The following is a 26,051-nucleotide window of genomic DNA, read 5'->3' as shown; positions in this document are numbered from 1 at the left end:
ACCTCTCCTGAATGGCTGCGGGATGCAGCGGTGCGTGGGTGGGTGGGGGTGAGGGGTGGGGTCAGCGACGCGACATATACATGTCGAGCGCCTTGTGCAGCACCTTGTTGAGCGGGAAGTCCCACTCGCCGACGTACTCGACGGCTTCGCCGCCCGTGCCGACCTTGAACTGGATCAGGCCGAACAGGTGGTCGTTCTCGTCCAGCGTGTCAGAGATACCGCGCAGGTCGTAGACGCTGGCACCGAGCGCGTAGGAGTCGCGCAGCATCCGCCACTGCATCGCGTTCGAGGGACGTACCTCGCGCTTGTGGTTGGCGGAGGCGCCGTACGAGTACCAGACGTGCTGGCCGACGGTGAGCATCGTGGCGGCTGCCAGCGGCTCCCCCTCGTGCTTGGCGATGTACAGCCGCATCCGGTTGGGGTCCTCGGAGTTGAGGGCCGTCCACTGGCGCTGGAAGTAGCTGAGCGGGCGCGGGCGGAACTTGTCGCGCTCGGCCGTGATCTCGTACAGGTGCTGCCAGGTCGGCAGGTCCTCGTAGCCGCCCTGGACGACCTCGACGCCGGCCTTCTCGGCCTTCTTGATGTTGCGGCGCCACAGCTGGTTGAAGCCCTTGAGGACATCGTCCAGCGAGCGGTTGGCCAGCGGCACCTGGAAGACGTAGCGGGGCTGGACGTCGCCGAATCCGGCGCCGCCGTCCTCGGCCTGCTGCCAGCCCATGCGGCGCAGCTTGTCGGAGACCTCGAAGGCGCGGGGCTCGATGTGCGAGGCCTCCACGTCGCGCAGGCGCTTGACTTCCGGGTCCTGGATGCCGGCCTTGATGGCGGTGGAGTTCCAGCGGCGGATGACGACGGGCGGGCCCATCTTCACGGTGAAGGCGCCCTGGTTCTTCAGGTGCGCCAGCATCGGCTGGAGCCACTCCTCCAGGTTCGGGGCGTACCAGTTGATGACCGGGCCCTCTGGCAGGTACGCGAGGTATCGCTTCACCTTGGGCAGCTGCCGGTACAGCACCAGTGCGGCACCGACGAGTTCGCCGGACTTGTCGAACCAGCCGAGGTTCTCCGAACGCCATTCGTTCTTGACGTCGGCCCATGCCGGGACCTGGCAGTGGCTAGCCGACGGCAGGCTCTGGAGGTAGGCCAGATGCTGCTCTCGGCTGATGGTCCTCAGGGACAGGCTCATGCGGGGTGCTCCTCCGGCGACTTCGCTGGCTATGGCGCGAAGCCTACTGCGACAGGGGCGCCACCCATCTGGGGGACGGGCCGGGGCCCGGGCCGCGCTGCGGCCGGTGCCCCGTCGCGGAGGTACCCCGGTCAGCCCGGTCAGCCGCCGAAAAGGCCGCCGTGGAACATGCCGAGGAAGAAGCCGATGGCAGACGCGCCAAGGCCGATGATCAGCGCGAAGCGCTCGCGTGTCGTGACGGAGACGAACTGTCCGTACGCGCCGGTCAGGATCCCGATCAGTCCGGCCCACGTGGTGAGCAGGTGCAGGTTGTGGAAGAACGCCGTGACGAACGCCACGGCTCCGAGGATCAAGGTGGCCGCCATCAGGGTGTCCTGCAGCGGGTGGGGCTTGCCGTCGGTGGACAAGAGGGAGATCGACGGGGGCGGGGACTGGGGCGAGGACTGGGGCCGCATTGCCTGTGCCATCGGAAGGCACCTCCTGGCTGAAGCAGAGCGGTGCTGCGGGCTGTCTCCGGCGGGGGCCGAAGGCATAGCACCGAGCACACCCGATGGATACAGATTGTGGCCTCCCCCTGCCGGATTTCAACCGGAAGGAGTCGAGCAGGTAGTCTGTACGGTCTGCGCGGTGTCTGCTCTGCGGATGCCGTGCGCACGCATCACGACCCTCCTGCCACGGAACGACCGTGGCCGCTGAGTCCAAAGGAGGTGGGTTCCACATGCGTCACTACGAAGTGATGGTCATCCTCGACCCCGATCTCGAGGAGCGCGCTGTCTCGCCGCTGATCGAGAACTTCCTCTCCGTCGTCCGTGAGGGCAACGGAAAGGTCGAGAAGGTCGACACCTGGGGCCGTCGTCGTCTCGCTTACGAGATCAAGAAGAAGCCCGAGGGCATCTACTCGGTCATCGACCTTCAGGCCGAGCCTGCGGTCGTCAAGGAGCTTGACCGACAGATGAACCTGAACGAGTCGGTTCTCCGGACCAAGGTCCTTCGCCCCGAGACCCACTGAACTTCGGTTCAGCGGTAATCGGGACCGAGTAGCACAGCAGCCCAGCAGCAATCCCCGCCGAGAGGTTCATCCATGGCAGGCGAGACCGTCATCACGGTCGTCGGCAATCTCGTCGACGACCCCGAGCTGCGCTTCACCCCCTCGGGTGCGGCGGTCGCGAAGTTCCGTGTCGCGTCCACCCCCCGCACCTTCGACCGTCAGACCAATGAGTGGAAGGACGGCGAGAGCCTGTTCCTGACCTGCTCGGTGTGGCGGCAGGCGGCCGAGAACGTCGCCGAGTCCCTTCAGCGGGGCATGCGCGTCATCGTGCAGGGCCGGCTGAGGCAGCGGTCGTACGAGGACCGTGAGGGTGTCAAGCGCACGGTCTACGAGCTGGACGTCGAGGAAGTCGGCCCCAGCCTGAAGAACGCCACGGCCAAGGTCGCCAAGACCACCGGTCGCGGTGGTCAGGGTGGGTTCGGCGGCGGTCAGCAGCAGGGCGGCGGCGGTGGCAACTGGGGCGGAGCCCCCGGTGGCCAGCAGCCGCAGGGCGGCGGAGCTCCCTCCGACGACCCGTGGGCGTCCAGCGCGCCGGCCGGTGGCCAGCAGCAGGGCGGCGGCGGGGGCGGTTGGGGCGGAAGCTCCGGCGGCTCCGGCGGTGGCTACTCGGACGAGCCGCCCTTCTAGGGCAGCTCGCATCCCCACTTCTTGATTTCACAGGAGAGACACAATGGCGAAGCCGCCTGTGCGCAAGCCTAAGAAGAAGGTCTGCGCGTTCTGCAAGGACAAGACCGTGTACGTGGACTACAAGGACACGAACATGCTGCGGAAGTTCATTTCCGACCGCGGCAAGATCCGTGCCCGCCGCGTTACCGGCAACTGCACGCAGCACCAGCGTGACGTCGCCACGGCCGTCAAGAACAGCCGTGAGATGGCGCTGCTGCCCTACACGTCCACCGCGCGATAAGGAAAGGGTGACCGACTAATGAAGATCATCCTGACCCACGAGGTTTCTGGCCTCGGTGCCGCCGGCGATGTCGTCGACGTCAAGGACGGTTACGCTCGCAACTACCTGGTCCCGCGTGGTTTCGCGATCCGCTGGACCAAGGGTGGCGAGAAGGACGTGGCGCAGATCCGCCGCGCCCGCAAGATCCACGAGATCGCGACCATCGAGCAGGCCAACGAGGTCAAGGCCAAGCTCGAGGGTGTGAAGGTCCGTCTGGCCACCCGCGCGGGTGACGCCGGTCGTCTCTTCGGTTCCGTGACCCCGGCCGACATCGCCACGGCGATCGAGTCCTCGGGCGGCCCGAAGGTCGACAAGCGCCGCGTCGAGCTGGGCTCCCCGATCAAGACCCTCGGTTCGTACCAGGTCTCCGTGCGTCTGCACGCCGACGTGGCCGCGAACGTGGGCATCGAGGTCGTCGCCGCCTAAGGGCTGCGCATGAAGGGCCGCACCCCACCGGGGTGCGGCCCTTCGTCGTTGGCGGGGCGGCGATGTTTCACGTGAAACATCGCCGGCGGCTGGCGGCCGTCGGCTAGCGGGTGGCTCCTGCGACCAGCCACCGGCCCGAGCGGGCCCGGAGCTGGAGGGTGACCATCCGGACCAGCATCATCAGCGTCATGGCCCACCACAGCGCCGTCAGGCCGCCCCCCAGGGCCGGCACGAGGAGCGCCGCCGGGGTGAACACGGCCAGTGTCAGCAGCATCGCCCAGGCCAGGTAGGGGCCGTCGCCCGCACCCATCAGGACCCCGTCGAGAACGAAGACGATGCCGGAGACGGGCTGGGAGAGGGCTACGACCAGGAGTGCGGGCAGCAGGGCGTCCTCGACCGCCGGATCGCTGGTGAACAGCGCAATGAACACGGGGCGGGCCAGGACGACCAGCAGGCCGAGCACGATGCCCGCCGCGATACCCCACTGCACCATCCGTCGGCAGACGGCCTTGGCGCCCTCGGTGTCGCTCGCGCCCAGGTAGCGGCCGATGATCGCCTGGCCTGCGATCGCGATGGCGTCCAGGGCGAAGGCGAGCAGGCTCCACAGCGCGAGCAGGATCTGGTGGGCCGCGATGTCGGCGTCGCCGAGCCGGGCGGCCACGGCGGTCGCGATCATCAGGATGGCGCGCAGGGACAGCGTGCGGACGAGCAGGGGCGCGCCGGCCTGTGCGCAGGCCCGGATTCCCGCGATGTCGGGGCGCAGGGAGGCGCTGTGCCGCCGGGCGCCGCGTACGACGACGACGAGGTAGGCGGCGGCCATGGCGCACTGGGCGATGACCGTGCCCCAGGCGGAGCCGGCGATCCCGAGTCCCGCACCGTAGACCAGGAGGACGTTCAGGGCAGCGTTGAGGGCGAAGCCGCCGACGGCCACGTAGAGCGGCGTACGGGTGTCCTGGAGGCCCCGGACGACGCCGGTGGCGGCCAGGACCATGAGCATGGCCGGGATGCCGAGCGCGGAGATCCGCAGATATGTGATCGCGTACGGGGCGACGGTGTCGGACGCCCCGAACAGAGAGATCAGCCCGGGGGCCGCGGGCAGGACCACGGCGATGACGACCGCGCCGATCAGGAGGGCGAGCCAGATGCCGTCCATGCCCTGCCGGATCGCCGCCTGCAGGTCGCCCGCTCCGACCCGGCGGGCGACGGCCGCGGTGGTGGCGTAGGCGAGGAAGACGAAGACGCTCACGGCGGTGGTGAGCAGAGCGGCGGCGATGCCGAGGCCGGCCAGCTGGGGTGTCCCGAGATGCCCGACGATGGCGCTGTCGGCCATCACGAAGAGCGGTTCGGCGACGAGGGCGCCGAAGGCGGGGACGGCGAGCGCGAAGATCTCTCGGTCGTGCCGTCTCGGAGCAGCCTTCGGTGCGACGGGGGCCTGTGTCATGTGCTCAATCTAATCTTCCACAGGTAATAGATGCAAGGCCCTTTGGATCCTTACCGGGCCGCTGACTTGCGCGTTCTCCGCAACCCGTTGGAGGCGATCTTGAGACAGTGGCCAAGAATTTTCCGACCCACGGTCCGTGGAGAAGGAAATTGCAGGTCAGGTGGGGTGTCGGGGTGGGTCAGGTGATTTTGTCCACAGCCTCGTCCCCCGGTCCGTGCACAGCTTCCGGGGACTTACCCACAGCATTGGCGCCGTCGTCCACATCTCATCCACACACCCTGTGGATAACAAGATTGGCTGACGCCGCTCGCGGCCCTACCGTGGTGCGTTGCCCGACTCGACGACAGCCGATTCGGGTGCCCCATATGTCAGAGCCGTGTCGTAGAAAGAATGGCACGGCGAGGTCCGCGTTGCGGACGGGAGGAGGCGGCCCGGTGAGTATGCCCGAGCCCATGGACGACCCTTGGGCCGACAGTGGTCCGAGCGACCGTCTGCCCGCCCGTACCCGCCGCAACAGCGAAGGCCGTGGCCGCGGGGACGAACAGCACGACCGGGGCCGCGAGGGCGGCTCCTGGGACGGCGGCGGTGGTGCCGGCGGCTTCGAGCGCGTCCCCCCGCAGGACCTCGACGCCGAGCAGTCGGTGCTCGGCGGCATGCTGCTGTCCAAGGACGCGATCGCCGATGTCGTGGAGGTCCTCAAGGGCCACGACTTCTACCGGCCCTCGCACGAGACGATCTACCAGGCCATCCTCGACCTGTACGCCAAGGGCGAGCCGGCCGACCCGATCACCGTCGGCGCCGAGCTGACCCGGCGCGGGGAGATCAGCAAGGTCGGCGGGGCCTCGTACCTGCACACGCTGGTGCAGTCCGTCCCGACGGCCGCGAACGCCGAGTACTACGCGGAGATCGTCCACGAGAGGGCCGTCCTGCGGCGGCTGGTCGCGGCTGGCACCAAGATCACACAGATGGGCTATGCGGCCGACGGCGACGTCGACGAGATCGTCAACAGCGCCCAGGCCGAGATCTACGCAGTCACCGAGCAGCGGACCTCCGAGGACTACCTGCCGCTGGGTGACATCATGGAGGGCGCGCTCGACGAGATCGAGGCGATCGGATCGCGCAGCGGCCAGATGTCGGGCGTGCCGACCGGCTTCACGGACCTCGACTCGCTGACCAACGGCCTGCACCCGGGCCAGATGATCGTCATCGCCGCCCGTCCCGCGATGGGCAAGTCCACGCTCGCGCTGGACTTCGCCCGTGCCTGCTCCATCAAGAGCAACCTGCCCAGCGTGATCTTCTCCCTCGAAATGGGGCGCAACGAGATCGCGATGCGCCTGCTCTCGGCGGAGGCCCGGGTGGCGCTGCACCACATGCGCTCCGGCACGATGACGGACGACGACTGGACCCGGCTGGCCCGCCGGATGCCGGACGTGTCCGCCGCGCCGCTGTACATCGACGACTCCCCCAACCTGTCGATGATGGAGATCCGGGCCAAGTGCCGTCGGCTCAAGCAGCGCAACGACCTCTCCCTCGTGGTCATCGACTACCTCCAGCTGATGCAGTCGGGTGGCTCGCGCCGTCCCGAGAGCCGGCAGCAGGAGGTTTCGGACATGTCCCGAAACCTCAAGCTGCTGGCGAAGGAGCTGGAGGTCCCGGTGATCGCGCTCTCCCAGCTGAACCGTGGTCCCGAGCAGCGCACCGACAAGAAGCCGATGGTCTCCGACCTGCGTGAGTCGGGTTCGATCGAGCAGGACGCGGACATGGTGATCCTGCTGCACCGTGAGGACGCGTACGAGAAGGAGTCCCCCCGCGCGGGCGAGGCGGACCTGATCGTGGCAAAGCACCGTAACGGCCCGACGGCGACGATCACCGTGGCCTTCCAGGGCCATTATTCGCGGTTCGTGGACATGGCCAACACGTAGCATCCGATCATGGATGAGCTCTCTGAGGACCTGGAACTTCTCCCTTCCACCCGGCGTGCGCTGAGGCACCGGATCGCCGTCGCGCAGAGCGAAGGACGGGCGCCCTCCGTGGTGGCGGCGGTCGCTCGCGGCGGGCAGGTGGTCTGGGAGGGCTCCCGGACCTCGGTGGAGGGCCACGGCCCGGACGGGAACGTCCAGTACCGGATCGGGTCGATCACCAAGACCTTCACCGCCGTACTGGTGATGCGGCTGCGCGACGAGGGGCTGCTGGCGCTCGCGGATCCGCTGGAGAAGCACCTGCCGGGCGCCGGCGCCGGTGAGGTGACCATCGCCCAACTGCTGTCCCACACCGGTGGACTGGCGGCGGAGACGCCCGGCCCGTGGTGGGAGCGTACGCCCGGTGAACTGCGGCCCGAGCTCGCCGACGTGCTGGGTGAAGAGCCGTTCAAGCACACGCCGGGGACCCGGCACCACTACTCCAACCCGGGTTACACGCTCCTGGGTTCGCTCGTCGAGGCGCTGCGCGGGAAGCCGTGGGAAGAGGTGCTGCGGGCCGAGGTCCTGGAGCCGCTCGGGCTTGACCGGACGAGTGTGCTGCCGCAGGCGCCGAACGCGGGCGGCTGGGCGGTGCATCCGTGGGCCGACGTGATGATGCCCGAGCCCTTGGAGGACCTCGGGCTGATGGCTCCGGCGGGTCAGCTGTGGTCCACGACAAGGGACTTGGCGCGGTTCGCGGACTTCCTGCTCCGGGGCGACGAGCGGGTGCTGAACGTGGAGTCGGTACGGGAGATGCGTACGCCGGCCGCGCCCCCGGAGCCCGGTTCCGCCGATCTCGGCTACGGGCTGGGGATGCAACTGGTGGCCCATGGCGCGTACCGGTTGGCGGGGCACAGCGGATCGCTGCCCGGGTTCGTCGCGGGGCTGTGGCTGAGCGAGGCGGACGACGTGGCGGCGGTGGCGCTGGCGAACTGCACCTCGGGGCTCGCGGCCGCGGCGCTGGCAGCGGACCTCGTGGGCATCGTCGCGGAGGCCGAGCCGCGGATCCCGAAGCCGTGGCGGCCCTTCGCGGAGTCCGACCAGGTGCCGCTGGAGCTGTGCGGCCCCTGGTACTGGGGGACTTCCGTGCAGGTGGTGCGACTGAAGGCGGACGGGTCGCTGGAGCTGGGACCGGTCGGCGCGATGGGGCGGTCGGCCCGCTTCCGGGCGGAGCCGGACGGCAGTTGGACGGGCGTGAACGGCTACTACGCGGGGGAGACGCTGCGGGCGGTGCGCCGCGAGGACGGCTCGGTGAGCCACCTCGATCTGGCGTCCTTCGTGTTCACGCGGGAGCCCTACGAGGCCGGGGCCCCGGTGCCCGGCGGGGTGGACCCGCAGGGCTGGCGGGGCATCGGCTGAAGCCTCCGCTCATGCGACGAGTTCGCGTTCCAGCGGGGTGCGGAAGCGCGGGGTGATGCGGGCGTCGCCCACCCATGCGCCGAGACGGGCGGCCTCGGCCGCGATCGCCTTCTCGGCGGCGCCGCCGGGGCTGCCCAGCATCCGCCAGACGATTTCTCCGTCGGGGCGCTGGGCCCAGCCGCCGACGATCTCGCCGTTCCACCACACGGTGGGGCCGATGTTGCCGGCGTAGTCGAAGAGGGCGGGCTTGTGGGCGGGGTCGAGGTGGAAGGCGCGGTCGGCCCAGCCCATGCCGGTGGGGTCGAGGCCGGGCAGCAGGGCGGCCCAGGGCTCCGGGGCCGGTTCGGGCGCGGTGTCGCCGGGGCTGACGAGGGCGGTGGTCCCGTCGTCGAGGCGTACCTGGTCGGGGCCGACGACGGCGAGGGCCTTGCGGACATCGGTGAGGGTCCAGCCCGTCCACCACTTAAGGTCGGCCTCGGTTGCCGGACCGTATGCGTGGAGCCAACGGCGGGCGATCTCGGCGCGGGCCTCGGCTGCGGGTACGGCGGGCCAGGGGGCGGTGTGGACCCAGCGGTACTGGCTGGACGTCCATGATCCGCGCGGGCGGTCGCGGCGGATCCGGCCGTCGGCGGCCAGCAGCCGGATGACGCGGCTGGCCACACCGGTCTGCGTCTCGTGCTTCTTGCCCCGGAACACGGTGATCTTCTGCCGCAGGGCGGGGACGGCGGCGGACAGCTGGCTGCCGGTGGAGGGCCCGCGGCTGTCGAGGGCGTCGAGCGCGGCGGCCTCCGCCCGGGCCAGCCAGTCGGCGTCGAGGCCCTGCCCGTCCTCTTCGAGGTGCTTGACCAGGGTGCGGCGCTCCTTGACCGCGATGCCCCGGGCGGTGGAGGAATCGACGTACGGGGCGAGGTCGGTGGAGACCGCGAAGAGCGTGTTGCGCATGCTCAGCAGCCGGACCAGGCTCACGTCCTCGTAGAGCGCCCGCTCGATCGCGCCGGGTCCGCCTTCGGTGAGCCGCGCGCGGGCGGACAGGAAGATGGTCGCGGCGTCGGTCGCGTGCAGGGCGACGACGGCGTCCGCGGCCTCGGGAACCGTGGTGGCGCGGGTCGAGGGAGCCAGGCGGTGGCGCCGGCCGAGGCGGTGGCGGCGCTCGGCGGTGCTGATGAGGGGGAGGCTGGGGCTCATCCTCCCGATCGTAGGCCGGGCCGCCGACACAGGGGCCCGGCCTGCCGATCGGGCCGGTCAGAGCCGCAATTTGAACCCGACGTGGGAGGCTGCGAAGCCGAGCCGCTCGTAGAAGCGGTGGGCGTCGGTACGGCTCACGTCCGAGGTCAGCTGCACGAGGTCGCAGTTCTCGGCGCGGGACTTGTCGATGGCCCATTTGACGAAGCGGGTGCCCAGGCCGCTGCCGCGCTCGTCGGCGTGGACGCGGACGCCCTCGATGATGGAGCGGGTGGATCCCTTGCGGGAGAGGCCCGGGACGATCGTCAGCTGGAGCGTGCCCACGATCCGGTCCGCGCGGACGGCGACGACCAGGTGCTGGTTCGGGTCGTCGGTGAGGCGCTTCAGGGCCGCGCGGTACGGGGTGAGGTCGTCCGGGGATTCGCGGGTGGCGCCGAGGGGGTCGTCGGCGAGCATGGCGACGATGGCGGGCAGATCGGCCTCGGTGGCGGGACGAATGGTGAGTTCGGGAGCGTCGGTCACGTCGGGGTGCTCCTTGTCTCAGCCTGCGGCCACGGTGAGCGGTGCCCAGCGGCGGGTCCAGTCACCGGGCAGGCCGGGGATGTCGCGGGTCATGACGTCGTTGAAGGCCACGGAGCCGAGGCCGCGGTCCTTGAGCCAGGCGAGGAGTTCCTCGTGGCGTACATCGACGTCGGTGCGCAGCGGCCGGTCGGTGCCCTGGGCGAGTGCGGTGACGAGGGACTGGGCGGTGGCGGTGTCGCGGGCGATCAGCGGCCCGATGACGTGGGTGTCCATGTTGGGCCAGGCCGCGGCGTAGCCCGTGAGGGTGCCGTTGCCGCTGCGGTCTTCGGCGACGATGAGCTGGTCGGCGAAGGCCGGCAGCCGGGTGATCATGTGGGTGCGGTCGCTGCCGAAGACCTCGGCGTCCAGCCGCAGGATGCGCGGGAGGTCCTCGGCGCGGGCCGGCCGTACTCGGGAGGTGCCGTAGGTGCCAGGGGTGCCCGCTGCCTGGAAGTCCCCGCGGAGCATCTCGGCGCGGCCCGTGGTCTCGAAGCCGAGCTCCTCGTAGAGGGGGCGGCCGTACGGGGTGGCGTGCAGGGTGAGGGGGATGCCCTTGAGTACGTCGTCGCAGACGTACGTCATCAGGCGGCGTCCCAGGCCCTGGCGGGAGTAGCGGTCGGCGATGAGGACCATCCCGATGGCGGCGAGCTCCGGTTCGGCGTGGGTTCCTCCGTACCGGGTGACGACACAGGCGGCGGCGAGTCCTACTCCGTCCGGCGCATCGACGCCGTAGCCGCTTCCGGCGGCGAGGAGGAGGCCCCATTTGTGGTCCTCGCGGAGCCAGCCTCGGTCTTCGGACAGGTCGGCGCAGAGGCGGAGATCGTCCATGGTCAGCGCGCGGATCGGCAGATTGTTGAGGTGTGGTGGTGTCACCGGCCCAGACTGGATCATCGATCAGGAGCCGTCCAGGGGATTTGCGCGTCGATGTTTCACGTGAAACAAGCCGATGTTTCACGTGAAACATCGGCTTCGGTCTCCCCGCGGCGGGCGGGGGAGAGCTAGCCTCGACGGCTATGACCACCCTGCACCTCTTCGACCTCGACGGGACGCTGATGTTCGGCTCGGCGGCCCCGGTCGAGATCTCCCGGCAGCTCGGACTGAGTACCGAGATCGCAGAGTTGGAGCGGTCCTTCGGCGCACGGGAGATCGGGCCGCAGGAGTTCTCGGTGGCGGTGCATGCGCTGTGGGCCGAGTTGACGCCCGCGCATGTCCGGGCGGCGTTCGACGGTTCCCCTTGGCTGGCGGGCATCAAGGACGTGTGGCGGGAGATCCGCGAGCGTGGGGACTACTGCGCGGTGATCTCCTTGTCGCCGTCCTTCTTCGTGGAACTGCTGATGGAGTGGGGCGCGCACGCCGCACACGGATCGGTCTTCCCGGCGGTGCCGTTCACCGGGCCCATGGAGGTGTCCGGGATCCTCACGCCCGAGGGCAAGGTCACGGTCGCGGACCGGCTGTGCGAGCGGTTCGGGCTGAGCCGGGGCGACTGCGTCGCGTACGGGGACTCGATGACCGACGCGGTGCTCTTCGAGGCGGTGCCGGTCTCGGTGGCGGTCAACGCGAGGCCCTATCTGGCGGAGCGCGCGACACACGTCTACCAGGGGCGGGACCTTCGGGAGGCATACCAGCTTGTCGGGGTGCCACGCCCGGGAGTTGAGGCATCTTAGGAGGAAAGTGGGTTCGAAGCGCAGATTTTCCGCGTTTCCCCGCAGGCCTCCGAGTCGGCTGGCACGCTGTGGAGCCCGGAACCACGGAATCACAGGCCGTGGCGTGTGCAGACCGACCGAGATGCTCGAAGCGAGGCACCGCATGGACGTTCCGCCCACCAGATCGGCCAGCCGGGTGACGTCCCGGATACCCGTCGAGGGCGGTGCGATCCAGCCCTCGCCGGATGCCGTGCTCATCCGCCGGACCCTCGCGGAGATCGCACCCGTCGCCGACAAGGTGACCTCCTACTTCTACGCCCTGGTTTTCACCGGACACCCCGAAGTGCGCGGCATGTTCCCCGCCGCCATGGACACCCAGCGCGACCGGCTGCTGAAGGCGTTGCTGACCGCCGCCGAGCACATCGACAATCCCGCGGTACTGACCCCCTATCTGCGCCAACTGGGCACCGGGCACCGCAAGTACGGCACCATGGCGGGCCACTATCCGGCGGTGGGTGAGGCCCTCGTGAGTGCGCTGGCCCGCTACGCGGTGGCCACCTGGGGGCCGGAGACGGAGGCCGCGTGGGTGCGGGTCTACACAGCGATCTCCCAGATCATGATCGACGCGGCGGCGGAGGACGAGGCCAGGACCCCGGCGTGGTGGCACGCGGAGGTGGTCTCGCACGATCTGCGCACCTCGGACATCGCCGTGCTGACCGTCCGCCCCGACAAGCCGTACGCCTTCGTCGCCGGCCAGTACGCCAGCCTGGAGACCCCGTGGTGGCCCCAGGTGTGGCGGCACTACTCCTTCGCCTCGGCGCCGCGCGCCGACGGACTGCTGTCCTTTCACGTCAAGGCCGTGCCCGCGGGGTGGGTCTCCAACGCGCTCGTACGCCATGCCCGCCCGGGGGACGTGCTGCGCCTCGGTCCGCCGGCCGGTTCGATGGTGGTGGACCACACGACGGACAACGGGATGCTGTGCCTGGGCGGGGGCACCGGAATCGCCCCGATCAAGGCGCTGATCGAGGACGTGGCCGAGCACGGTGAGCGGCGGCCGGTGGAGGTGTTCTTCGGGGCGCGCAGTGACCACGACCTGTACGACAAGGACACGCTGCTGGGGTTGCAGCGGTCGCTTCCGTGGCTGTCGGTGCGCCCGGTGATCGGCGACTGGCTCTCCGGGCAGCTGCCGCAGGCGGTCGGCGAGCACGGGCCGTGGAGTTCGTACGACGCGTTCATCTCAGGGCCGCCCGCGATGATCCGCAGCGGGGTGGACGAGCTCAAGCGGATCGGGATACCGGGTGAGCGGATCCGGTACGACGCGGTCGAGGGGCTGGCGGGCGTGGCCGGCTGAGACCGGCGGGCGTTCCGCCGGTCTCGGTAGGTCCGGGTCCTCAGCCCAGGTCGGGTGCGTGCATGGCGCGGACGCCCTCGATGTTCCCGTCGAGGTAGTGCCGCAGGGACAGCGGGACGAGGTGGACGGCTGCGATGCCGACCCGGCTGAAGGGCACGCGGACGATCTCGTACTCGCCCTCGGGATGGTCGATCTCGGGGCCGTGCCGTTGGCTTGGGTCCATCGATTCGAGGTGGCAGACGAAGAAGTGCTGCACTTTGACGCCGGTCACTCCCCCGTCGGCGATGTGCTCGACGGTGTCGACGAAGCAGGGCACCACATCGGTGATCTTCGCGCCGAGTTCTTCGTGGACCTCCCGGTGGAGGGCGTCGACGACGGTGGCGTCCGTGGACTCCACTCCGCCGCCGGGGGTGAGCCAGTACGGATCGACGCCGGGCTTGGTGCGCTTGATGAGGATCAGGTCGTCACCGTCGAGCAGGATCGCGCGGGCGGTGCGTTTGACCACGGGACGTTCGGTCATGGGAGAAGCGTGGCCCACCACTCCGCTTCTGAAACGCGCCAGGGGCCGGAAACGGAGGCTTACCAGTGCGCAGCGGCGCGCAGCAGCCGGTCGTGGGCCCGGGCGAGGTGGGCGAGGGCGAGGCCGCCGGTCCGCACGACCAGGAACCAGGTGCGCAGCGGGGGGACCGGAGGATCCGCCAGGGCCACGATCCGGCCGCTGTCGAGAGCGTCCTGGCAGAGGTAGCGGGGAAGGACGGCGAGCCCGGCGCCGGCCTGGACGCATTCCAGTACGGCCCGCAGGTCGGGGGCGACCACGGTGGCGGCGAGGGCGCCGGCATCGGGCCGGGTGTCGAAGACGGCGGCCCAGTAGCGGGTGACGAGCGGCAGGGTCTCGTGGACCTCGACGAGCGGGACGCCGGCGAGAGCGGCGGGGCCTTCTTCGCGCACCCGGTCCTGGCCCACGAGGGCGGCCCAGTAGGGCGCGGCGACCAGGACGTGCTCCTCGTCGCACAGCGCGGTGACGGTGAACAGTCCGCCCCGGGGGTGGGCGGTGGTGACGACGAGGTCGTGGTGGCCGGCGGCGAGCCCGTCGAGGGTCTCCTCGGCGCCGCTCTGGAGGGCGGCGCGCAGGGTGTGGCCCTGGCCGACGAGGGGCGCCAGCGCCGGGAGCACCCGCAGGCACAGGAACTCCGGGGGCCCGGCGACGTGCAGGGAGCGCAGGGTGCCGGCCGCCTCCCGTCCGGCCTCGGTGATCCGCAGCAGGGCGTCGAGGTGCGGGGCGGCCTTGTGGGCGAGTTCGTCGCCCACGGCGGTGGGGGTGACACCGCGGGCGCGGCGGTGGAACAGGGGTCGGCCCAGCTGGCGTTCGAGGGTGCGGATCTGCGAGGTGACGGCCGGCTGGGACAGTCCCAGAAGCGTGGCGGCCCGGGTGAAGGAGCCCGCCCGGTGCACGGCGATGAAGGTGCGCAGCAGTGCCAGATCCATCGCGGCACCTCTCGGTGGGGGCCTTCAACTATAAATATGCCGATAGCCCCCTGTCTTTACCGTGATTGGACTCTGACACAGAGTCAACTAGCCTTGTCGCGTGGTTCTTCACATGCGGAACCCGGGGCGGTCCGAGCCACGAGGGGGGAGGCTCGGACCGCCGTTCAACAGCCTGTTCAGCCGCCGTCCGCCGCGAGATCGAGTGCGCGCAGGACGTCCGCGACGAGGTCCGCGGTGTCCTCGGCTCCGGCGGAGAAGCGGATGAAGCCCTCCGGCACGGCGTCACCGCCCCACCGTCCGCGCCGCTCGGCGGTGGACCGTACGCCGCCGAAGCTCGTCGCGTCCTCGACGAGGTGCAGGGCCGCCATGAACCGTTCGGCGTGCGCGCGGTCGGGAAGCGTGAAGGAGACCACCGAGCCGAAGCCCCGCATCTGCAGGGCGGCCGTCTTGTGGGAGGGGTCCGAGGCCAGGCCCGGGTAGCGCAGCCCCGTGACGTCCGTGCGGCCTGCCAGTGCCTCGGCGACGGCCAGCGCGTTGGCCCACTGGCGCTGCGCGCGCAACTGGATGGTGGCCAGGGAGCGGTGGGCGAGCCAGGCCTCCATGGGACCCGGGATCGCTCCGACGATCTTGCGCCACTTGCGGACGCGGGCGGCGAGCTCCGCGTCGCGGCAGACGACGTACCCGAGCAGCAGGTCGCCGTGGCCGGTGAGGCCCTTGGTGCCGCTGGCGACGGAGAAGTCCGCGCCGAGTTCGATGGGCCGTTGGCCGAGCGGGGTGGCGAGGGTGTTGTCGACGGCGACCAGGGTTCCGTCGGCGTGCGCCGCGTCGACGAGGCGGCGTACGTCGCACACGTCGAGCCCGGGGTTGGAAGGCGTCTCGATCCACAGCAGCCGGGCGCCGTCGAGCTCCGCGAGCTGCCTGTCGCCGCCGGTCGGGGCGGTGCGTACGTGGATCCCGTACGCCTCCAGCTGCTCCCGCAGCAGGGGCAGGGCCTGGTAGCCGTCGTCGGGAAGGACCACGGTGTCGCCGGTGTGCGTCTGGGAGAGGAGGACGGCGGAGACCGCGGCCATGCCGGAGGCGAAGACGACGGTGTGCACGTCCTGGCCGGGGGCTTCCAGCTCCCCGACGGCCCGTTCCAGCAAGGTCCAGGTGGGGTTGGTGTCGCGGCCGTAGGTGTACGGACCCTCGACGTCGCCGGGGAGGTGGAAGTGCGCGGCGAAGACCGGTCCGGGCACGGGCGGTTCGTTCTTGGCGGGCTCGGGCAGCCCGGCGCGGACGGCCAGGGTGCCGTCGCCGAGCCGGGCCGCCCCGGGGCCGTGGTCGTGGTCGTCGTGGTGGGGGGAGTTCACGCGGTGTGCTCCTTCATGGCCTCGCGTACGGCGTCCAGCAGGCCCGGGCTCGCTGCCTCGACCAGCTCCAGGCACTCCTCGAACCCGTCGAGCGAGCCGTAGTAGGGATCCGGCACGTCGGTCTCGTCGGCCGCGGCCGACGGATCGTAGGACCTCAGCAGCCGGACCTTGGCGGCGTCCCGAGGGGTGGGCGCGAGTGCACGCAAGTCCCGCAGATGCCCGGCGTCGAGCGCGATGACCAGATCGAGGCGGTCGAACCAGGAGGACAGGAACTGCCGGGCCCGGTGGTCCTGCTCGTATCCGGCGGCCTCCAGGACGGCGACGGTGCGCGGGTCGGCGCCGTCGCCCTCGTGCCAGCCACCGGTTCCGGCACTGTCGATCTCGACCAGGGCGTCGAGCCCGGCTTCGGCGACGTGGGCACGGAAGACGGACTCGGCCATGGGCGAGCGGCATATGTTGCCCGTGCAGACGAAGCACACGCGGTACATGTCAGCCCGTTCAGTTCTTGTCGGGCAGGACCATGTTCACGGCCCACGAGACGATGGAGATGATCAGGCCGCCGACGACTGCCGTCCAGAAACCGTCGACGTGGAAGCTGAGGTCGAGCAGGTCGGCCAGCCAGGAGGTCAGCAGCAGCATCAGGGCGTTCACGACCAGGGTGAACAGGCCGAGGGTGAGGATGAACAGCGGCAGCGAGAGCAGCTTCACCACGGGCTTGACGATGACATTGACCAGGCCGAACACCAGGGCGACCAGCAACAGGGTGAGCGTCCTGCGGCCCAGACTGCTGCCGTCGTCGAGGGTGATGCCGGCGAGCAACCAGATGGCGACGGCCAGGGCCGCCGCGTTGGCGAGCGTCTTGACTACGAAATTGGTCATGTGTCTGATCGTGGCAGAGAAGATCCCGGTGGGACATCCGCAGATCAGCGGATGTGCGGGAACGATTGAGTACAAGGGGCGCAACGACGATGAAAGCCTTTCGCCTTGACGAGCTCGAAGCGGAGCGGGTCGCCAACGACGGCGCCTATCTGCAGTTCGTGCGCGAGCGGAACATGTCGGTCGGGCTGTACGCGCTCGACGCCGGACAGAGCGATCCGCAGCAGCCGCACCGTCAGGACGAGGTGTACTTCGTCGTGAGCGGCCGGGCCTCGATCACGGTCGGGGAGGAGACGACGACGGTGGCGCGCGGCAGCGTCGTCTACGTCCCGGCGGGAGTCCCGCACAAGTTCCACCACATCAGCGAGGACCTGCGCGTGATGGTCGTCTTCTCCCCGCCGGAGAGCTGAGCGGCCACGGCCGGATGAGGGTCGCGCCCCTGGTCCCCCTAGGGGGCGGATCAGGGGACTGCGGGGGCTCGCGGGCCCCCGGGGCAGTCCGCGGACTCCTAGCATCGAGAGCAGGAAGTCACGGACGAGGAAGAGGACGAGGACATGGACGGCATCCGACAGATTTTCGCAGGCATGCCCTGGTGGGTTAAGTGGGTCGCCGTTCCGCTGCTGGCGCTGTTCGTCTTCGGCGGTGTGATCACGAGCATCCTGGGAGCCCTGATCGGCTTCGTCTTCAAGCTGCTGCTCTTCGTCGCCCTCGTCGGCGGCCTGATCTTCGTGGTGAAGAAGGTCGGCGGCGGTACGAAGTCCTCCTCCGGTGAGTGGTAGGAGGACTCGGCCCGGGCGCTCCCGGGATTGAGCCAAGCGGGGGAACATGGCGCGCGAAACCACTCATACTCCGGGAGTCGGTGGATAGAGTGGCAATCTGTGCCGTTCCCTGGGCACCGAAAGCCGGTACCACCGCTCTGACCTGCGGTCGCGTTGAGCACCCGCCGAGCACAACCCCCAGGAGTCACGGCATGCGCGGGGGAGGCCCCCGCAGGGCGGGCCCCCAAAGCCCGCCGCCACGCCTGGGGGTGAGCTGTGTCTTCGGTTCCCAACGCCGGTGTGCCGACTCTGATCGGTTCGGTTCAGCGGGCGCTGAGGCTGCTCGAAGCGGCGGGCTCGCACGGAGCGGGAGCGCCGGCGAAACAGCTGGCCCGCGAGGCCGGCCTCCCGCTCCCCACCGCGTACCACCTGCTGCGCACCCTCACGCACGAGGGCTATCTGCGCCGGGAGAGCGGAGTCTTCGTCCTCGGCGACGCGGCTGAGCGGCTGGTCGGCGGAGGGCTCCAGCAGAAACGTCGCAGCATGATCCTCGACTCCCTCGCGCACTTCCGCGACGCGGTCGGGGCCCCCGTCTACTTCGCGGTCTTCCGCGACGGTGAGATCGAGGTCGTGGGCGTCTCGGACACCCCGGCCAGCCCGGCCTGCGAGGAGTGGGCCGATTTCCGTGAGACCGGCCATGCGCACGCCATCGGGCAGTGCCTGCTCGGCCAGCTCGACGAGAAGACGCGCAAGGACTACTACGACCGGCACCCGGTCGAAGCCATCACTCCGTACACCGTGTCGGATCAACGTTCCCTGGAACACCGGATCGGTTCCCTGGAGCGAATGCAGCCCGTGATCGAGCGTCAGGAATATGCCTTGGGCACGGTATGTGCGGCGATCCCCATCACCGCGGGCGACACCGTCGCGACCATGGCGATTTCCCTCCCCCTGCACCAGGAAAATCGATTGCTGTGTGTGGTCGATCGGCTACGGAGTGAAGTAGGCGCGCTGTTGAGCACCCTCTCGTTCTCTATCAGTATCTGAAAACTCACTCCTTGTGATCTGACAGCGCTTCCACCACCCTTGTCAAGAGGGCCCTGGGGGTCATTCCTGGCCACTTCCACTACAGCGGGGTAGGCAATGCGCGAGTCGGTACAGGCAGAGGTCATGATGAGCTTCCTCGTTTCCGAGGAGCTCTCGTTCCGGATTCCGGTGGAACTCCGGTACGACGCTCGGGACCCCTACGCAGTCCGCCTGACCTTCCACCTTCCCGGAGACGCGCCCGTGACCTGGGCGTTCGGCCGGGAGCTCCTCCTCGACGGCATCAACAAGCCGTGCGGCGACGGCGATGTGCACATCGCCCCGACCGATCCCGAGGACCTGTCCGATGTCCACATCCGCCTCCAGGTCGGCGGCGACCGGGCGTTGTTCCGCGCGAGCGCGGCCCCGCTCGTCGCGTTCCTCGACCGCACCGACCGGCTCGTTCCGCTCGGTCAGGAGCGCAACCTGGGTGACTTCGAGGAGAACCTCGACGAGGCGCTCGGCAAGATCCTGGCCGAATCCCGGCAGAACGAGCAGAACGCGGGCTGACGCGCTGCCGCGTTCACTGACGCGTGCCGCGCCCACCGACGCGCGGCGCCGGCCGCTCAGTTCTCCCGCAATCCCACCATCCCGCGAACACCTTTCAGCGCTTGCGACGGCGGCCCCGGCCGCCGCGGGCCGGCCCCGAGGCCGTCCCGGCGACCGGGGTCCCCGGCCGGTCGGCCGACACGACCAGGGCGGCCAGCGCCGTCGTCACGGGAACCGAGGCCACGAGGCCGATCGAGCCCACGAGGGTCCGTACAATCTCCACCGCGACCAGCTCGCTGTTGGCCACCGACCCCATGCTGCTGTTCGCGATCGAGAACAACAGGAGCAGGGGCAGCGCGGCACCCGCATAGGCCAGTACGAGCGTGTTGACCACCGACGCGATGTGGTCGCGACCGATCCGGATGGCCGCCCGGTACAAGGCGCGCGACCCCATGGAGGGGTCGGCCTGGTGGAGTTCCCAGACCGCGGAGGTCTGGGTGACCGTCACGTCGTCGAGCACGCCCAGCGATCCGATGATGATGCCCGCGAGCAGCAGACCGCTCATGTCGATGTCCGGGTACAGCCCGTGGATCAGGCCCGTGTTGTCGTCGGTGTTGCCGCTGAGGAACGCCCAGTCGATGAAGACCGAGCCCAGCAGCCCGATCAGCAGCAGCGAGACGAGCGTGCCGAGGACGGCGACCGAGGTGCGGGCGGTCAGCCCGTGGCAGATGTACAGGGCGATGAGCATGATGGCGCTCGCCCCTACGACGGCGACGACGAGCGGGTTCGACCCCTGCAGGATGGCCGGGAGGATGAAGAGGGTCAGCACGCCGAAGCTGATGACCAGCGCGATCAGTGCGAACACCCCGCGCATCCGGCCGACCAGCACGACGGCGAGGGCGAAGATCCCGGCCAGCAGCGCCAGGGGGAACTTGCGGTTCACGTCGATGACCGAGTACTGGAGGTCCCGGGGGGCGTCCGGCGCGTACGCGACCACCACCTCCTGCCCCTTCGCCAACTGCCGTGGCGCGCCCGGCTGGACGATCTCCACGAAGGTGCGGCCCTTGTCCGGTCCGGTGCCGACCTCGACGGTGGCCTTCTTGCACTCGCCGGTCTGCGCGGCCTGGGCCTCGCGGCCCTCGGGCGTGGACGTGTCACCGGTGGGCGGCACCTGCGAGGCGTTCACCGATTTGCAGTCGACCTGTTCGAGCGACACGACCGAGCCCTGCTGCGTCTGCCGGTCGAAACCGACACCCGTGCGCTCGTGGGCGGGCGCGCCGCCCGGCCAGAGCACCACCATGCCGGCGAAGACGGCCACGGTGAAGGGGATCAGCACGGCCGCGATGACCTTGCGCAGGTGCTTCGAGACGGGGGCCGCCGGACCGTGCCCGTGGCTGTGCCCGTGACCGTGTCCATGGCCAGGCTCGTGGGAGTGCGCGTGGTCAGCGTGGCTGGTGGGGTCCACGGGCTCAGTGGGGGGCTGCGGCGAGATCGTCACCAGCAGATCATCGCAAGAGATGCGGGGGCCCACTGTTCAGCACGCCATGGATGGCGCTAGCGTGGGGGCTACTTTGCACAACGCGGGAGCTCGGAGCACCGGGCTGAGAGGACGCTGATCACCGTACGCGCATCACGGATGCGTACGGGAGGAGGCTGCGTCGACCGCCGAACCTGTTACCGGGTAATGCCGGCGTAGGGAGATAGGTCTCATGACCATTCAGGACGCACGCACGCCTGCCGTCAGCCAGGACGCCGACGGCCAGACCGAGCGCCAGCCGGGCTGGCACAAGGGGTACGTGGCGGGCTCCCGCCCCGACATCCGGGTGCCGGTCCGCCAGGTCCACCTCACCAACGGCAAGGACGTGACGCTCTACGACACGTCAGGTCCGTACACCGACCCCCAGATCGAGACGGACGTGCGCCGGGGTCTCGCGCCGCTGCGCGAGAACTGGATCATCGGCCGCGGGGACACCGAGGAGTACGCGGGACGTCCCGTGCGTCCCGAGGACGACGGCATCAAGCACACCTCGCCGCGGGGCGGGCTCAAGAACCTCGACGCCGTCTTCCCTGGCCGTCCCCGCCAGCCCCGCCGGGGCCGTGGCGGCGCCGCCGTCACGCAGCTCGCGTACGCCCGCCGGGGCGAGATCACCCCGGAGATGGAGTACGTCGCGATCCGCGAGAACGTCTCCCCCGAGGTCGTCCGCGAGGAGATCGCCGCAGGTCGCGCGGTACTCCCGGCGAACGTGAACCACCCGGAGATCGAGCCGATGATCATCGGCAAGCGGTTCCTGGTGAAGGTCAACGCCAACATCGGCAACTCCGCGGTCACCTCCTCCATCGAGGAGGAGGTCGACAAGATGACGTGGGCGACCAAGTGGGGCGCCGACACGGTCATGGACCTCTCGACGGGCCGCAACATCCACACCACGCGCGAGTGGGTGCTGCGCAACTCCCCCGTCCCCATCGGCACCGTCCCGCTCTACCAGGCGCTGGAGAAGGTCGACGGCCGCGCCGAGGACCTGACCTGGGAGATCTACAAGGACACGGTCATCGAGCAGGCCGAGCAGGGCGTCGACTACATGACGGTCCATGCCGGCGTGCTGCTGCCGTACGTGCCGCTGACCGCCCGCCGCAAGACCGGCATCGTCTCGCGCGGCGGCTCGATCATGGCCGCGTGGTGCCTGGCGCACCACAAGGAGAACTTCCTCTACACGAACTTCGAGGAGCTCTGCGAGATCCTCGCGACGTACGACGTCACGTACTCGCTGGGTGACGGCCTGCGCCCCGGTTCGATCGCGGACGCCAACGACGCGGCGCAGTTCGCGGAGCTGAAGACGCTGGGCGAGCTGAACACGATCGCCAAGCGCCACAACGTGCAGACGATGATCGAGGGCCCGGGCCACGTCCCGATGCACAAGATCAAGGAGAACATCGACCTCCAGCAGGAGATCTGCGAGGAGGCGCCGTTCTACACGCTCGGCCCGCTGACCACGGACGTCGCGCCCGCGTACGACCACATCACCTCGGGCATCGGCGCCGCGATGATCGCCTGGTGGGGCACCGCGATGCTCTGCTACGTCACGCCCAAGGAGCACCTGGGCCTGCCCAACCGCGACGACGTCAAGACCGGCGTCATCACGTACAAGATCGCCGCCCACGCGGCCGACCTGGCCAAGGGGCACCCCGGTGCCCAGGAGTGGGACGACGCCCTGTCGGACGCGCGGTTCGAGTTCCGCTGGGAGGACCAGTTCAACCTGGCCCTCGACCCGGACACGGCCCGTGAGTTCCACGACGAGACGCTTCCCGCCGAGCCGGCCAAGACCGCGCACTTCTGCTCCATGTGCGGTCCGAAGTTCTGCTCGATGAAGATCTCGCAGGACATCCGCCGTGAGCACGGCGGCGACCTGAAGGCCGAGGAGATCGAGGCGGGCATGGCGGAGAAGTCCGCCGAGTTCGCGGCTTCGGGCAACCGCGTCTACCTGCCGCTGGCCGACTGAGCCGTTCGACAGGAGCCACGGAGCGGACCCGCGACCCAAGGGGGGAGTCGCGGGTCCGCTCCGTTTTTTGGTGCCGGAGTGCTCCCACTCGCCACGGCCGGCTGGTCGTCGCCCACCGCGTCCTGACGGCTCGCGCCCTTCGTGTCCGTCATGGCGGCCGTTGGTGTCGCATCGCTAATCCGATAAGTGGACCTATCTGCGAGTTGTCCCGCCACTCGCGGCAGTGCTTCCCACGCTGACGATGTGTGGCCTGGGAGGCCCGACCACACATCGGTCGATCGGTTTCGAGTAGGAGTGGTATGAGCCCCGAAAACAGGACCAGGTCAACGACGCTTGGACCGCTGCCGAGAAGGAGCAGATGGCTGACGGGCGGCACCCTCGCCTCGCTTGCCCTGGTCATGATGGGAGTCGCCAGCCCCGCCTTCGCCGTTGCTCAGAGCATCCGGGCGGCCGAGCGGGTGAACGCGGCGAGCCCCACGGGTGGGGACCACTGCAAGCCGAACGGGCATCACCATCGCCCGGACCAGCGACCGGACCAGGATCCGGACGACGACCCGAAGGCCGCGGGCATCGAGGCCGGGCCCGACGGTGACGACAGGTGCGAAGAGGGCAGGCCGGGGCCGACAGGGCCGACGGGGCCGAGGGGTGCCGCGGGCGCGACCGGTGCGACGGGCGCGACGGGTGCGACGGGTGCGACGGGTGCTCCGGGCGTGGACGGCGTGGACGGCGCGACCGGCGCCACGGGTGCGCCGGGCCTGAACGGTGCACCCGGCGCCAGGGGTGCCACGGGCGCGACGGGTCTGGGTGGCGGGGCGACGGGTGCGACGGGTGCTCCGGGTGCGGATGGTGCGGACGGTGCCACGGGCGCGACGGGTGCGACAGGCGGTACGGGCGCCCCGGGCGAGGACGGCGCGGACGGTGCGGACGGTGCCACGGGCGCGACCGGTGCGACGGGCGGTACGGGCGCCCCGGGCGCGGATGGCGCGGATGGCGCGGATGGCGCGGATGGCGCGGACGGCGCCACGGGCGCGACGGGTGCGACGGGCGGTACGGGTGCGATGGGCGCCCCGGGCGCGGACGGCGCGGACGGTGCGGACGGTGCCACGGGCGCGACCGGTGCGACGGGCGGTACGGGCGCCCCGGGCGCGGACGGCGCGGATGGCGCGGACGGCGCCACGGGCGCGACCGGTGCGACGGGCGGTACGGGCGCCCCGGGCGCGGATGGCGCGGATGGCGCGGATGGCGCGGACGGCGCCACGGGCGCGACGGGCGGTACGGGTGCGATGGGCGCCCCGGGCGCGGACGGCGCGGACGGTGCGGACGGTGCCACGGGCGCGACCGGTGCGACGGGCGGTACGGGCGCCCCGGGCGCGGACGGCGCGGATGGCGCGGACGGCGCCACGGGCGCGACCGGTGCGACGGGCGGTACGGGTGCGACGGGCGCCCCGGGCGAGGACGGCGCGGACGGCGCCACGGGCGCGACCGGTGCGACGGGTGCGACAGGCGGTACGGGCGCTCCGGGTGTGAACGGCGCGGACGGTGCCACGGGCGCAACCGGCGCGACGGGTGGTACGGGTGCGACCGGTGCCACGGGCGGTGCGGGTACGACGGGCGCTATGGGTGCGACCGGTGCCACGGGCGCGACAGGTGGTACGGGCGCGACGGGTACCGGGCCCTGCGACGACATGGACAGCTACGCGCCTTCGAACACCTTGTCGTTCAGTGCCGCTCTCACGAACGGCATCGCCTACGCAGGCCGCGCGACCACGGCCGGAGGTGTGCCCGTCTGGCAGGACATTACGAACGCGGACAACCCGGGATTCCCCTTCGGCAAGGCCTGCGGCATCTCGATCATCGAGCAGGGCAGCAACTCGTACATCAAGGTCGTGACGACGGACGGCAAGATCTTCCAGACTCACGGTGACACCAACGGCGCCAACTTCACTTGGGACGAGGGGTGGATCGAACTGACCCCCTCCCCGACTCCCGGAACCCTGCGCGGCAAGGAGTTCAAGGGAGACCTGGTGCGCGGAGCCTCCCGGAACCGCCTCCCCTAGCTAGGGAAGCCCGGGCCGACGCGACGGCCCGGCGCGACGACTGGAGGGCGCCGCTCCACGGCCTGTCGGCCGGGGCGACGCCCTCCAGTCTCGTGCGGGGGAGCGGCGGTCAGGCGACCACCTGGTACTGCGGGTCCAGCTTGCGCCGTGCGAATTCGAGGTTGGCAGTGACCCGGTCGTGCTGCTCGACGGGAAGCCTGCCGTCCTGGACGAGGCGCTCGCAGCAGTCCAGCGACTCCTGGTACTCGCCGACCCAGTAGGCGGCCACGGCGAGTTCGTCGAGCGCGCGCCAGTCGTGCCAGTCGAACTCGACGAACAGGATGTCGTCCGGGCGGGGGATCCGGACCGCCTGCCGGGCGAACATGTACGCCAGCGGCCAGCGGCTCTCGAGCCGGCAGACGCGGGCGAGGCTGCCGATCGCCTCGGCGCGCGTGGGACGGCTCTCGTGTGCGCGAAGGAAGCGGTCCATCACCTCGGCCGACGGCTTCTTGAGGTTCGCCGCGATGCGTGCCGCGTACAGCTGGGCACAGAAGGCTTCCTCGGCGAAGCCGCCCATGTCCGCACGGCGGTCGTAGGCGGCGAGGGATTTCTCCGGTTCTCCGGCGTCGCGCCAGCTCTGGGCCAGGTAGAACGCGTACCGGGCATTTCCGGGTTCCTTGGCCAGACCTTGTTCGAGTACCGCCGCGTCGCGCAGGTACTTTTCCCGCTCGCCCGATTCCCTGAGGCGTGCCCCGCCGCCGATGATGAGGATATTGGCGCCTTCGAGCACGCCGCTGCTGTGCCGGACTTCGCAGTCGATGTACTCGTGGAGTACGCCGACGTATTTCCACGGCAAGCGGGTGGAGACCAGAGCGGGCCGCCAGTGGATGACGGGCTCGTGGTGCACCGCGATGCGGTACGCGTCGAGAGTGAGGTCGGGCATGCGAAAGCCGGGCTGTACCTGCATCACGTCGTCGGCGTCGATGAACAGCAGGTAGTCCGCGCTGGAGCGGGCAAGGTCGATCGCCTCGCTGCGGCTGTCGCCGAATCCCTTCCACGGCCGTTCGTGCAGGACACCGGGCAGATCGCCGAAGAATTCCCGGATGATGTCCTGGGTGCCGTCCGTCGAGCCCGTGTCCACGATCACCCATGTATCGATCAAAGGGCGCACCGATTCGAGACAGCGCCGGATCACCGGTGCCTCATTTTTGACGATCATGTTCAGGCAGACTGTTGCTCTCAAGGATTCCATCCCCTGTGGTGATGAAAACGACCGTGAGCCGACGGTAGGCCACGGTTCGTCCGCGCCTGGGCGCGTCGCGTCCGCCACCTCCCAAAAGACTCCATTGGGCTCATACTGCTGGTCCGATAAGTTGACTTATC

Annotated in this window: 27 protein-coding genes; 14 read left to right on the top strand and 13 right to left on the bottom strand. The window is 70.0% G+C overall.

Translation table 11 applies throughout. The features are described from left to right. Nucleotides 1-61: 61 nt before the first annotated feature. Nucleotides 62-1,180, bottom strand: coding sequence for a lipid II:glycine glycyltransferase FemX (locus OG429_RS19560; RefSeq protein WP_328926584.1), 1,119 nt, complete (start codon nucleotides 1,178-1,180; stop codon nucleotides 62-64). 140 nt (nucleotides 1,181-1,320) lie between these two features. Then, nucleotides 1,321-1,647: a hypothetical protein gene (locus tag OG429_RS19555; protein WP_328926583.1), complete on the bottom strand. Its 327-nt coding sequence runs from the start codon at nucleotides 1,645-1,647 to the stop codon at nucleotides 1,321-1,323. 251 nt (nucleotides 1,648-1,898) lie between these two features. Between OG429_RS19555 and rpsF the strand changes: the two genes are divergently transcribed. From rpsF to rplI, 4 genes are all read left to right on the top strand, one after another. Beyond that, on the top strand, nucleotides 1,899-2,189 hold the full coding sequence (gene rpsF, locus OG429_RS19550; RefSeq protein WP_004950685.1) for a 30S ribosomal protein S6: 291 nt from the start codon (nucleotides 1,899-1,901) through the stop codon (nucleotides 2,187-2,189). 72 nt (nucleotides 2,190-2,261) lie between these two features. Further along, nucleotides 2,262-2,855, top strand: coding sequence for a single-stranded DNA-binding protein (locus OG429_RS19545; RefSeq protein ID WP_328926582.1), 594 nt, complete (start codon nucleotides 2,262-2,264; stop codon nucleotides 2,853-2,855). Between the two features lie 43 nt (nucleotides 2,856-2,898). Next, a complete protein-coding gene (gene rpsR / locus OG429_RS19540; protein ID WP_003956534.1) occupies nucleotides 2,899-3,135 on the top strand; it encodes a 30S ribosomal protein S18 in 237 nt (78 codons plus the stop codon). An 18-nt stretch (nucleotides 3,136-3,153) separates the two neighbouring features. Beyond that, on the top strand, nucleotides 3,154-3,600 hold the full coding sequence (rplI, locus tag OG429_RS19535; RefSeq protein WP_030008386.1) for a 50S ribosomal protein L9: 447 nt from the start codon (nucleotides 3,154-3,156) through the stop codon (nucleotides 3,598-3,600). Between the two features lie 103 nt (nucleotides 3,601-3,703). Here rplI and OG429_RS19530 read toward each other — a convergent pair whose 3' ends face one another. Beyond that, on the bottom strand, nucleotides 3,704-5,041 hold the full coding sequence (locus OG429_RS19530) for an MATE family efflux transporter (RefSeq protein ID WP_328926581.1): 1,338 nt from the start codon (nucleotides 5,039-5,041) through the stop codon (nucleotides 3,704-3,706). Between the two features lie 452 nt (nucleotides 5,042-5,493). On the opposite strand from OG429_RS19530, the gene dnaB reads away from it, so the two are divergent. Continuing rightward, nucleotides 5,494-6,963, top strand: coding sequence for a replicative DNA helicase (gene dnaB, locus OG429_RS19525; protein WP_328930346.1), 1,470 nt, complete (start codon nucleotides 5,494-5,496; stop codon nucleotides 6,961-6,963). A gap of 9 nt (nucleotides 6,964-6,972) precedes the next feature. Beyond that, complete coding sequence (locus tag OG429_RS19520) at nucleotides 6,973-8,358, top strand: serine hydrolase domain-containing protein (RefSeq protein ID WP_328926580.1); 1,386 nt, start codon at nucleotides 6,973-6,975, stop codon at nucleotides 8,356-8,358. Between the two features lie 9 nt (nucleotides 8,359-8,367). On the opposite strand, the gene OG429_RS19515 is transcribed toward OG429_RS19520, so the two are convergent. The 3 genes from OG429_RS19515 to OG429_RS19505 are packed head-to-tail and all read right to left on the bottom strand — an operon-like array spanning nucleotide 8,368 to nucleotide 10,974. Then, nucleotides 8,368-9,543: a winged helix DNA-binding domain-containing protein gene (locus tag OG429_RS19515; RefSeq protein WP_328926579.1), complete on the bottom strand. Its 1,176-nt coding sequence runs from the start codon at nucleotides 9,541-9,543 to the stop codon at nucleotides 8,368-8,370. A 57-nt stretch (nucleotides 9,544-9,600) separates the two neighbouring features. After that, nucleotides 9,601-10,062, bottom strand: a complete 462-nt coding sequence (locus OG429_RS19510) for a GNAT family N-acetyltransferase (protein WP_328926578.1) — start codon at nucleotides 10,060-10,062, stop codon at nucleotides 9,601-9,603. Nucleotides 10,063-10,080: 18 nt separating this feature from the next. Further along, entirely contained in the window at nucleotides 10,081-10,974 is an 894-nt protein-coding gene (locus OG429_RS19505) for a GNAT family N-acetyltransferase (protein WP_328926577.1), read from the bottom strand. Nucleotides 10,975-11,114: 140 nt separating this feature from the next. On the opposite strand from OG429_RS19505, the gene OG429_RS19500 reads away from it, so the two are divergent. Continuing rightward, entirely contained in the window at nucleotides 11,115-11,765 is a 651-nt protein-coding gene (locus OG429_RS19500; RefSeq protein WP_328926576.1) for an HAD family hydrolase, read from the top strand. 121 nt (nucleotides 11,766-11,886) lie between these two features. Then, nucleotides 11,887-13,095, top strand: a complete 1,209-nt coding sequence (locus tag OG429_RS19495) for a globin domain-containing protein (RefSeq protein ID WP_328926575.1) — start codon at nucleotides 11,887-11,889, stop codon at nucleotides 13,093-13,095. 40 nt (nucleotides 13,096-13,135) lie between these two features. Here OG429_RS19495 and OG429_RS19490 read toward each other — a convergent pair whose 3' ends face one another. The 5 genes from OG429_RS19490 to OG429_RS19470 form a co-directional block, all read right to left on the bottom strand. Then, a complete protein-coding gene (locus OG429_RS19490; protein ID WP_328926574.1) occupies nucleotides 13,136-13,615 on the bottom strand; it encodes an NUDIX hydrolase in 480 nt (159 codons plus the stop codon). A 59-nt stretch (nucleotides 13,616-13,674) separates the two neighbouring features. Next, nucleotides 13,675-14,580, bottom strand: coding sequence for a LysR family transcriptional regulator (locus OG429_RS19485; RefSeq protein WP_328926573.1), 906 nt, complete (start codon nucleotides 14,578-14,580; stop codon nucleotides 13,675-13,677). A 176-nt stretch (nucleotides 14,581-14,756) separates the two neighbouring features. After that, entirely contained in the window at nucleotides 14,757-15,929 is a 1,173-nt protein-coding gene (locus OG429_RS19480) for a cystathionine gamma-lyase (RefSeq protein WP_328926572.1), read from the bottom strand. After that, the gene (locus OG429_RS19475; RefSeq protein ID WP_328926571.1) at nucleotides 15,926-16,417 is read right to left on the bottom strand and encodes a low molecular weight protein-tyrosine-phosphatase; all 492 of its coding nucleotides are present in this window, start codon (nucleotides 16,415-16,417) and stop codon (nucleotides 15,926-15,928) included. The genes OG429_RS19480 and OG429_RS19475 overlap by 4 nt, the downstream gene beginning before the upstream one ends. A gap of 10 nt (nucleotides 16,418-16,427) precedes the next feature. After that, complete coding sequence (locus OG429_RS19470) at nucleotides 16,428-16,808, bottom strand: phage holin family protein (protein ID WP_328926570.1); 381 nt, start codon at nucleotides 16,806-16,808, stop codon at nucleotides 16,428-16,430. Between the two features lie 89 nt (nucleotides 16,809-16,897). On the opposite strand from OG429_RS19470, the gene OG429_RS19465 reads away from it, so the two are divergent. From OG429_RS19465 to OG429_RS19450, 4 genes are all read left to right on the top strand, one after another. Then, complete coding sequence (locus OG429_RS19465; protein ID WP_328926569.1) at nucleotides 16,898-17,215, top strand: cupin domain-containing protein; 318 nt, start codon at nucleotides 16,898-16,900, stop codon at nucleotides 17,213-17,215. A gap of 144 nt (nucleotides 17,216-17,359) precedes the next feature. Continuing rightward, nucleotides 17,360-17,584 (top strand): DUF5326 family protein, encoded by a 225-nt coding sequence (locus OG429_RS19460; RefSeq protein ID WP_328926568.1) that lies wholly within the window; start codon nucleotides 17,360-17,362, stop codon nucleotides 17,582-17,584. Nucleotides 17,585-17,863: 279 nt separating this feature from the next. Continuing rightward, the gene (locus OG429_RS19455) at nucleotides 17,864-18,610 is read left to right on the top strand and encodes an IclR family transcriptional regulator (protein ID WP_328926567.1); all 747 of its coding nucleotides are present in this window, start codon (nucleotides 17,864-17,866) and stop codon (nucleotides 18,608-18,610) included. Nucleotides 18,611-18,706: 96 nt separating this feature from the next. Further along, complete coding sequence (locus OG429_RS19450; protein WP_328926566.1) at nucleotides 18,707-19,156, top strand: SsgA family sporulation/cell division regulator; 450 nt, start codon at nucleotides 18,707-18,709, stop codon at nucleotides 19,154-19,156. Nucleotides 19,157-19,250: 94 nt separating this feature from the next. Here the strand turns inward: OG429_RS19450 and OG429_RS19445 are convergent, their stop codons facing one another. Beyond that, nucleotides 19,251-20,666 (bottom strand): YibE/F family protein, encoded by a 1,416-nt coding sequence (locus OG429_RS19445; protein WP_328926565.1) that lies wholly within the window; start codon nucleotides 20,664-20,666, stop codon nucleotides 19,251-19,253. 178 nt (nucleotides 20,667-20,844) lie between these two features. Between OG429_RS19445 and thiC the strand changes: the two genes are divergently transcribed. Then, nucleotides 20,845-22,632 (top strand): phosphomethylpyrimidine synthase ThiC, encoded by a 1,788-nt coding sequence (gene thiC / locus OG429_RS19440; RefSeq protein WP_328926564.1) that lies wholly within the window; start codon nucleotides 20,845-20,847, stop codon nucleotides 22,630-22,632. Between the two features lie 299 nt (nucleotides 22,633-22,931). Next, the gene (locus OG429_RS19435; protein WP_328926563.1) at nucleotides 22,932-24,689 is read left to right on the top strand and encodes a hypothetical protein; all 1,758 of its coding nucleotides are present in this window, start codon (nucleotides 22,932-22,934) and stop codon (nucleotides 24,687-24,689) included. Nucleotides 24,690-24,798: 109 nt separating this feature from the next. Here OG429_RS19435 and OG429_RS19430 read toward each other — a convergent pair whose 3' ends face one another. After that, nucleotides 24,799-25,998 carry a tetratricopeptide repeat-containing glycosyltransferase gene (locus OG429_RS19430; protein WP_328926562.1) on the bottom strand — a complete coding sequence of 400 codons (1,200 nt, stop codon included), beginning with the start codon at nucleotides 25,996-25,998 and terminating at the stop codon, nucleotides 24,799-24,801. Nucleotides 25,999-26,051: the final 53 nt, after the last annotated feature.

Source organism: Streptomyces sp. NBC_00190, assembly GCF_036203305.1.
Classification (GTDB): Bacteria; Actinomycetota; Actinomycetes; order Streptomycetales; family Streptomycetaceae; genus Streptomyces.
The sequence above is the reverse complement of the archived record's forward strand: the minus strand, read 5'-3'. Positions and strand labels throughout refer to the sequence as shown.

What these genes read in the sequence shown, in the direction of transcription:
- OG429_RS19560 (WP_328926584.1), bottom strand. Translation starts at nt 1,180, where the DNA reads ATGAGCCTGTCCCTGAGGACCATCAGCCGAGAGCAGCATCTGGCCTAC.
- OG429_RS19555 (WP_328926583.1), bottom strand. Translation starts at nt 1,647, where the DNA reads ATGGCACAGGCAATGCGGCCCCAGTCCTCGCCCCAGTCCCCGCCCCCG.
- OG429_RS19520 (WP_328926580.1), top strand. Translation starts at nt 6,973, where the DNA reads ATGGATGAGCTCTCTGAGGACCTGGAACTTCTCCCTTCCACCCGGCGT.
- rpsF (WP_004950685.1), top strand. Translation starts at nt 1,899, where the DNA reads ATGCGTCACTACGAAGTGATGGTCATCCTCGACCCCGATCTCGAGGAG.
- OG429_RS19530 (WP_328926581.1), bottom strand. Translation starts at nt 5,041, where the DNA reads ATGACACAGGCCCCCGTCGCACCGAAGGCTGCTCCGAGACGGCACGAC.
- OG429_RS19435 (WP_328926563.1), top strand. Translation starts at nt 22,932, where the DNA reads ATGAGCCCCGAAAACAGGACCAGGTCAACGACGCTTGGACCGCTGCCG.
- OG429_RS19500 (WP_328926576.1), top strand. Translation starts at nt 11,115, where the DNA reads ATGACCACCCTGCACCTCTTCGACCTCGACGGGACGCTGATGTTCGGC.
- OG429_RS19495 (WP_328926575.1), top strand. Translation starts at nt 11,887, where the DNA reads ATGCTCGAAGCGAGGCACCGCATGGACGTTCCGCCCACCAGATCGGCC.
- OG429_RS19490 (WP_328926574.1), bottom strand. Translation starts at nt 13,615, where the DNA reads ATGACCGAACGTCCCGTGGTCAAACGCACCGCCCGCGCGATCCTGCTC.
- rplI (WP_030008386.1), top strand. Translation starts at nt 3,154, where the DNA reads ATGAAGATCATCCTGACCCACGAGGTTTCTGGCCTCGGTGCCGCCGGC.
- thiC (WP_328926564.1), top strand. Translation starts at nt 20,845, where the DNA reads ATGACCATTCAGGACGCACGCACGCCTGCCGTCAGCCAGGACGCCGAC.
- OG429_RS19465 (WP_328926569.1), top strand. Translation starts at nt 16,898, where the DNA reads ATGAAAGCCTTTCGCCTTGACGAGCTCGAAGCGGAGCGGGTCGCCAAC.
- OG429_RS19475 (WP_328926571.1), bottom strand. Translation starts at nt 16,417, where the DNA reads ATGTACCGCGTGTGCTTCGTCTGCACGGGCAACATATGCCGCTCGCCC.
- OG429_RS19470 (WP_328926570.1), bottom strand. Translation starts at nt 16,808, where the DNA reads ATGACCAATTTCGTAGTCAAGACGCTCGCCAACGCGGCGGCCCTGGCC.
- OG429_RS19545 (WP_328926582.1), top strand. Translation starts at nt 2,262, where the DNA reads ATGGCAGGCGAGACCGTCATCACGGTCGTCGGCAATCTCGTCGACGAC.
- OG429_RS19450 (WP_328926566.1), top strand. Translation starts at nt 18,707, where the DNA reads ATGCGCGAGTCGGTACAGGCAGAGGTCATGATGAGCTTCCTCGTTTCC.
- OG429_RS19515 (WP_328926579.1), bottom strand. Translation starts at nt 9,543, where the DNA reads ATGAGCCCCAGCCTCCCCCTCATCAGCACCGCCGAGCGCCGCCACCGC.
- OG429_RS19485 (WP_328926573.1), bottom strand. Translation starts at nt 14,580, where the DNA reads ATGGATCTGGCACTGCTGCGCACCTTCATCGCCGTGCACCGGGCGGGC.
- dnaB (WP_328930346.1), top strand. Translation starts at nt 5,494, where the DNA reads ATGGACGACCCTTGGGCCGACAGTGGTCCGAGCGACCGTCTGCCCGCC.
- rpsR (WP_003956534.1), top strand. Translation starts at nt 2,899, where the DNA reads ATGGCGAAGCCGCCTGTGCGCAAGCCTAAGAAGAAGGTCTGCGCGTTC.
- OG429_RS19460 (WP_328926568.1), top strand. Translation starts at nt 17,360, where the DNA reads ATGGACGGCATCCGACAGATTTTCGCAGGCATGCCCTGGTGGGTTAAG.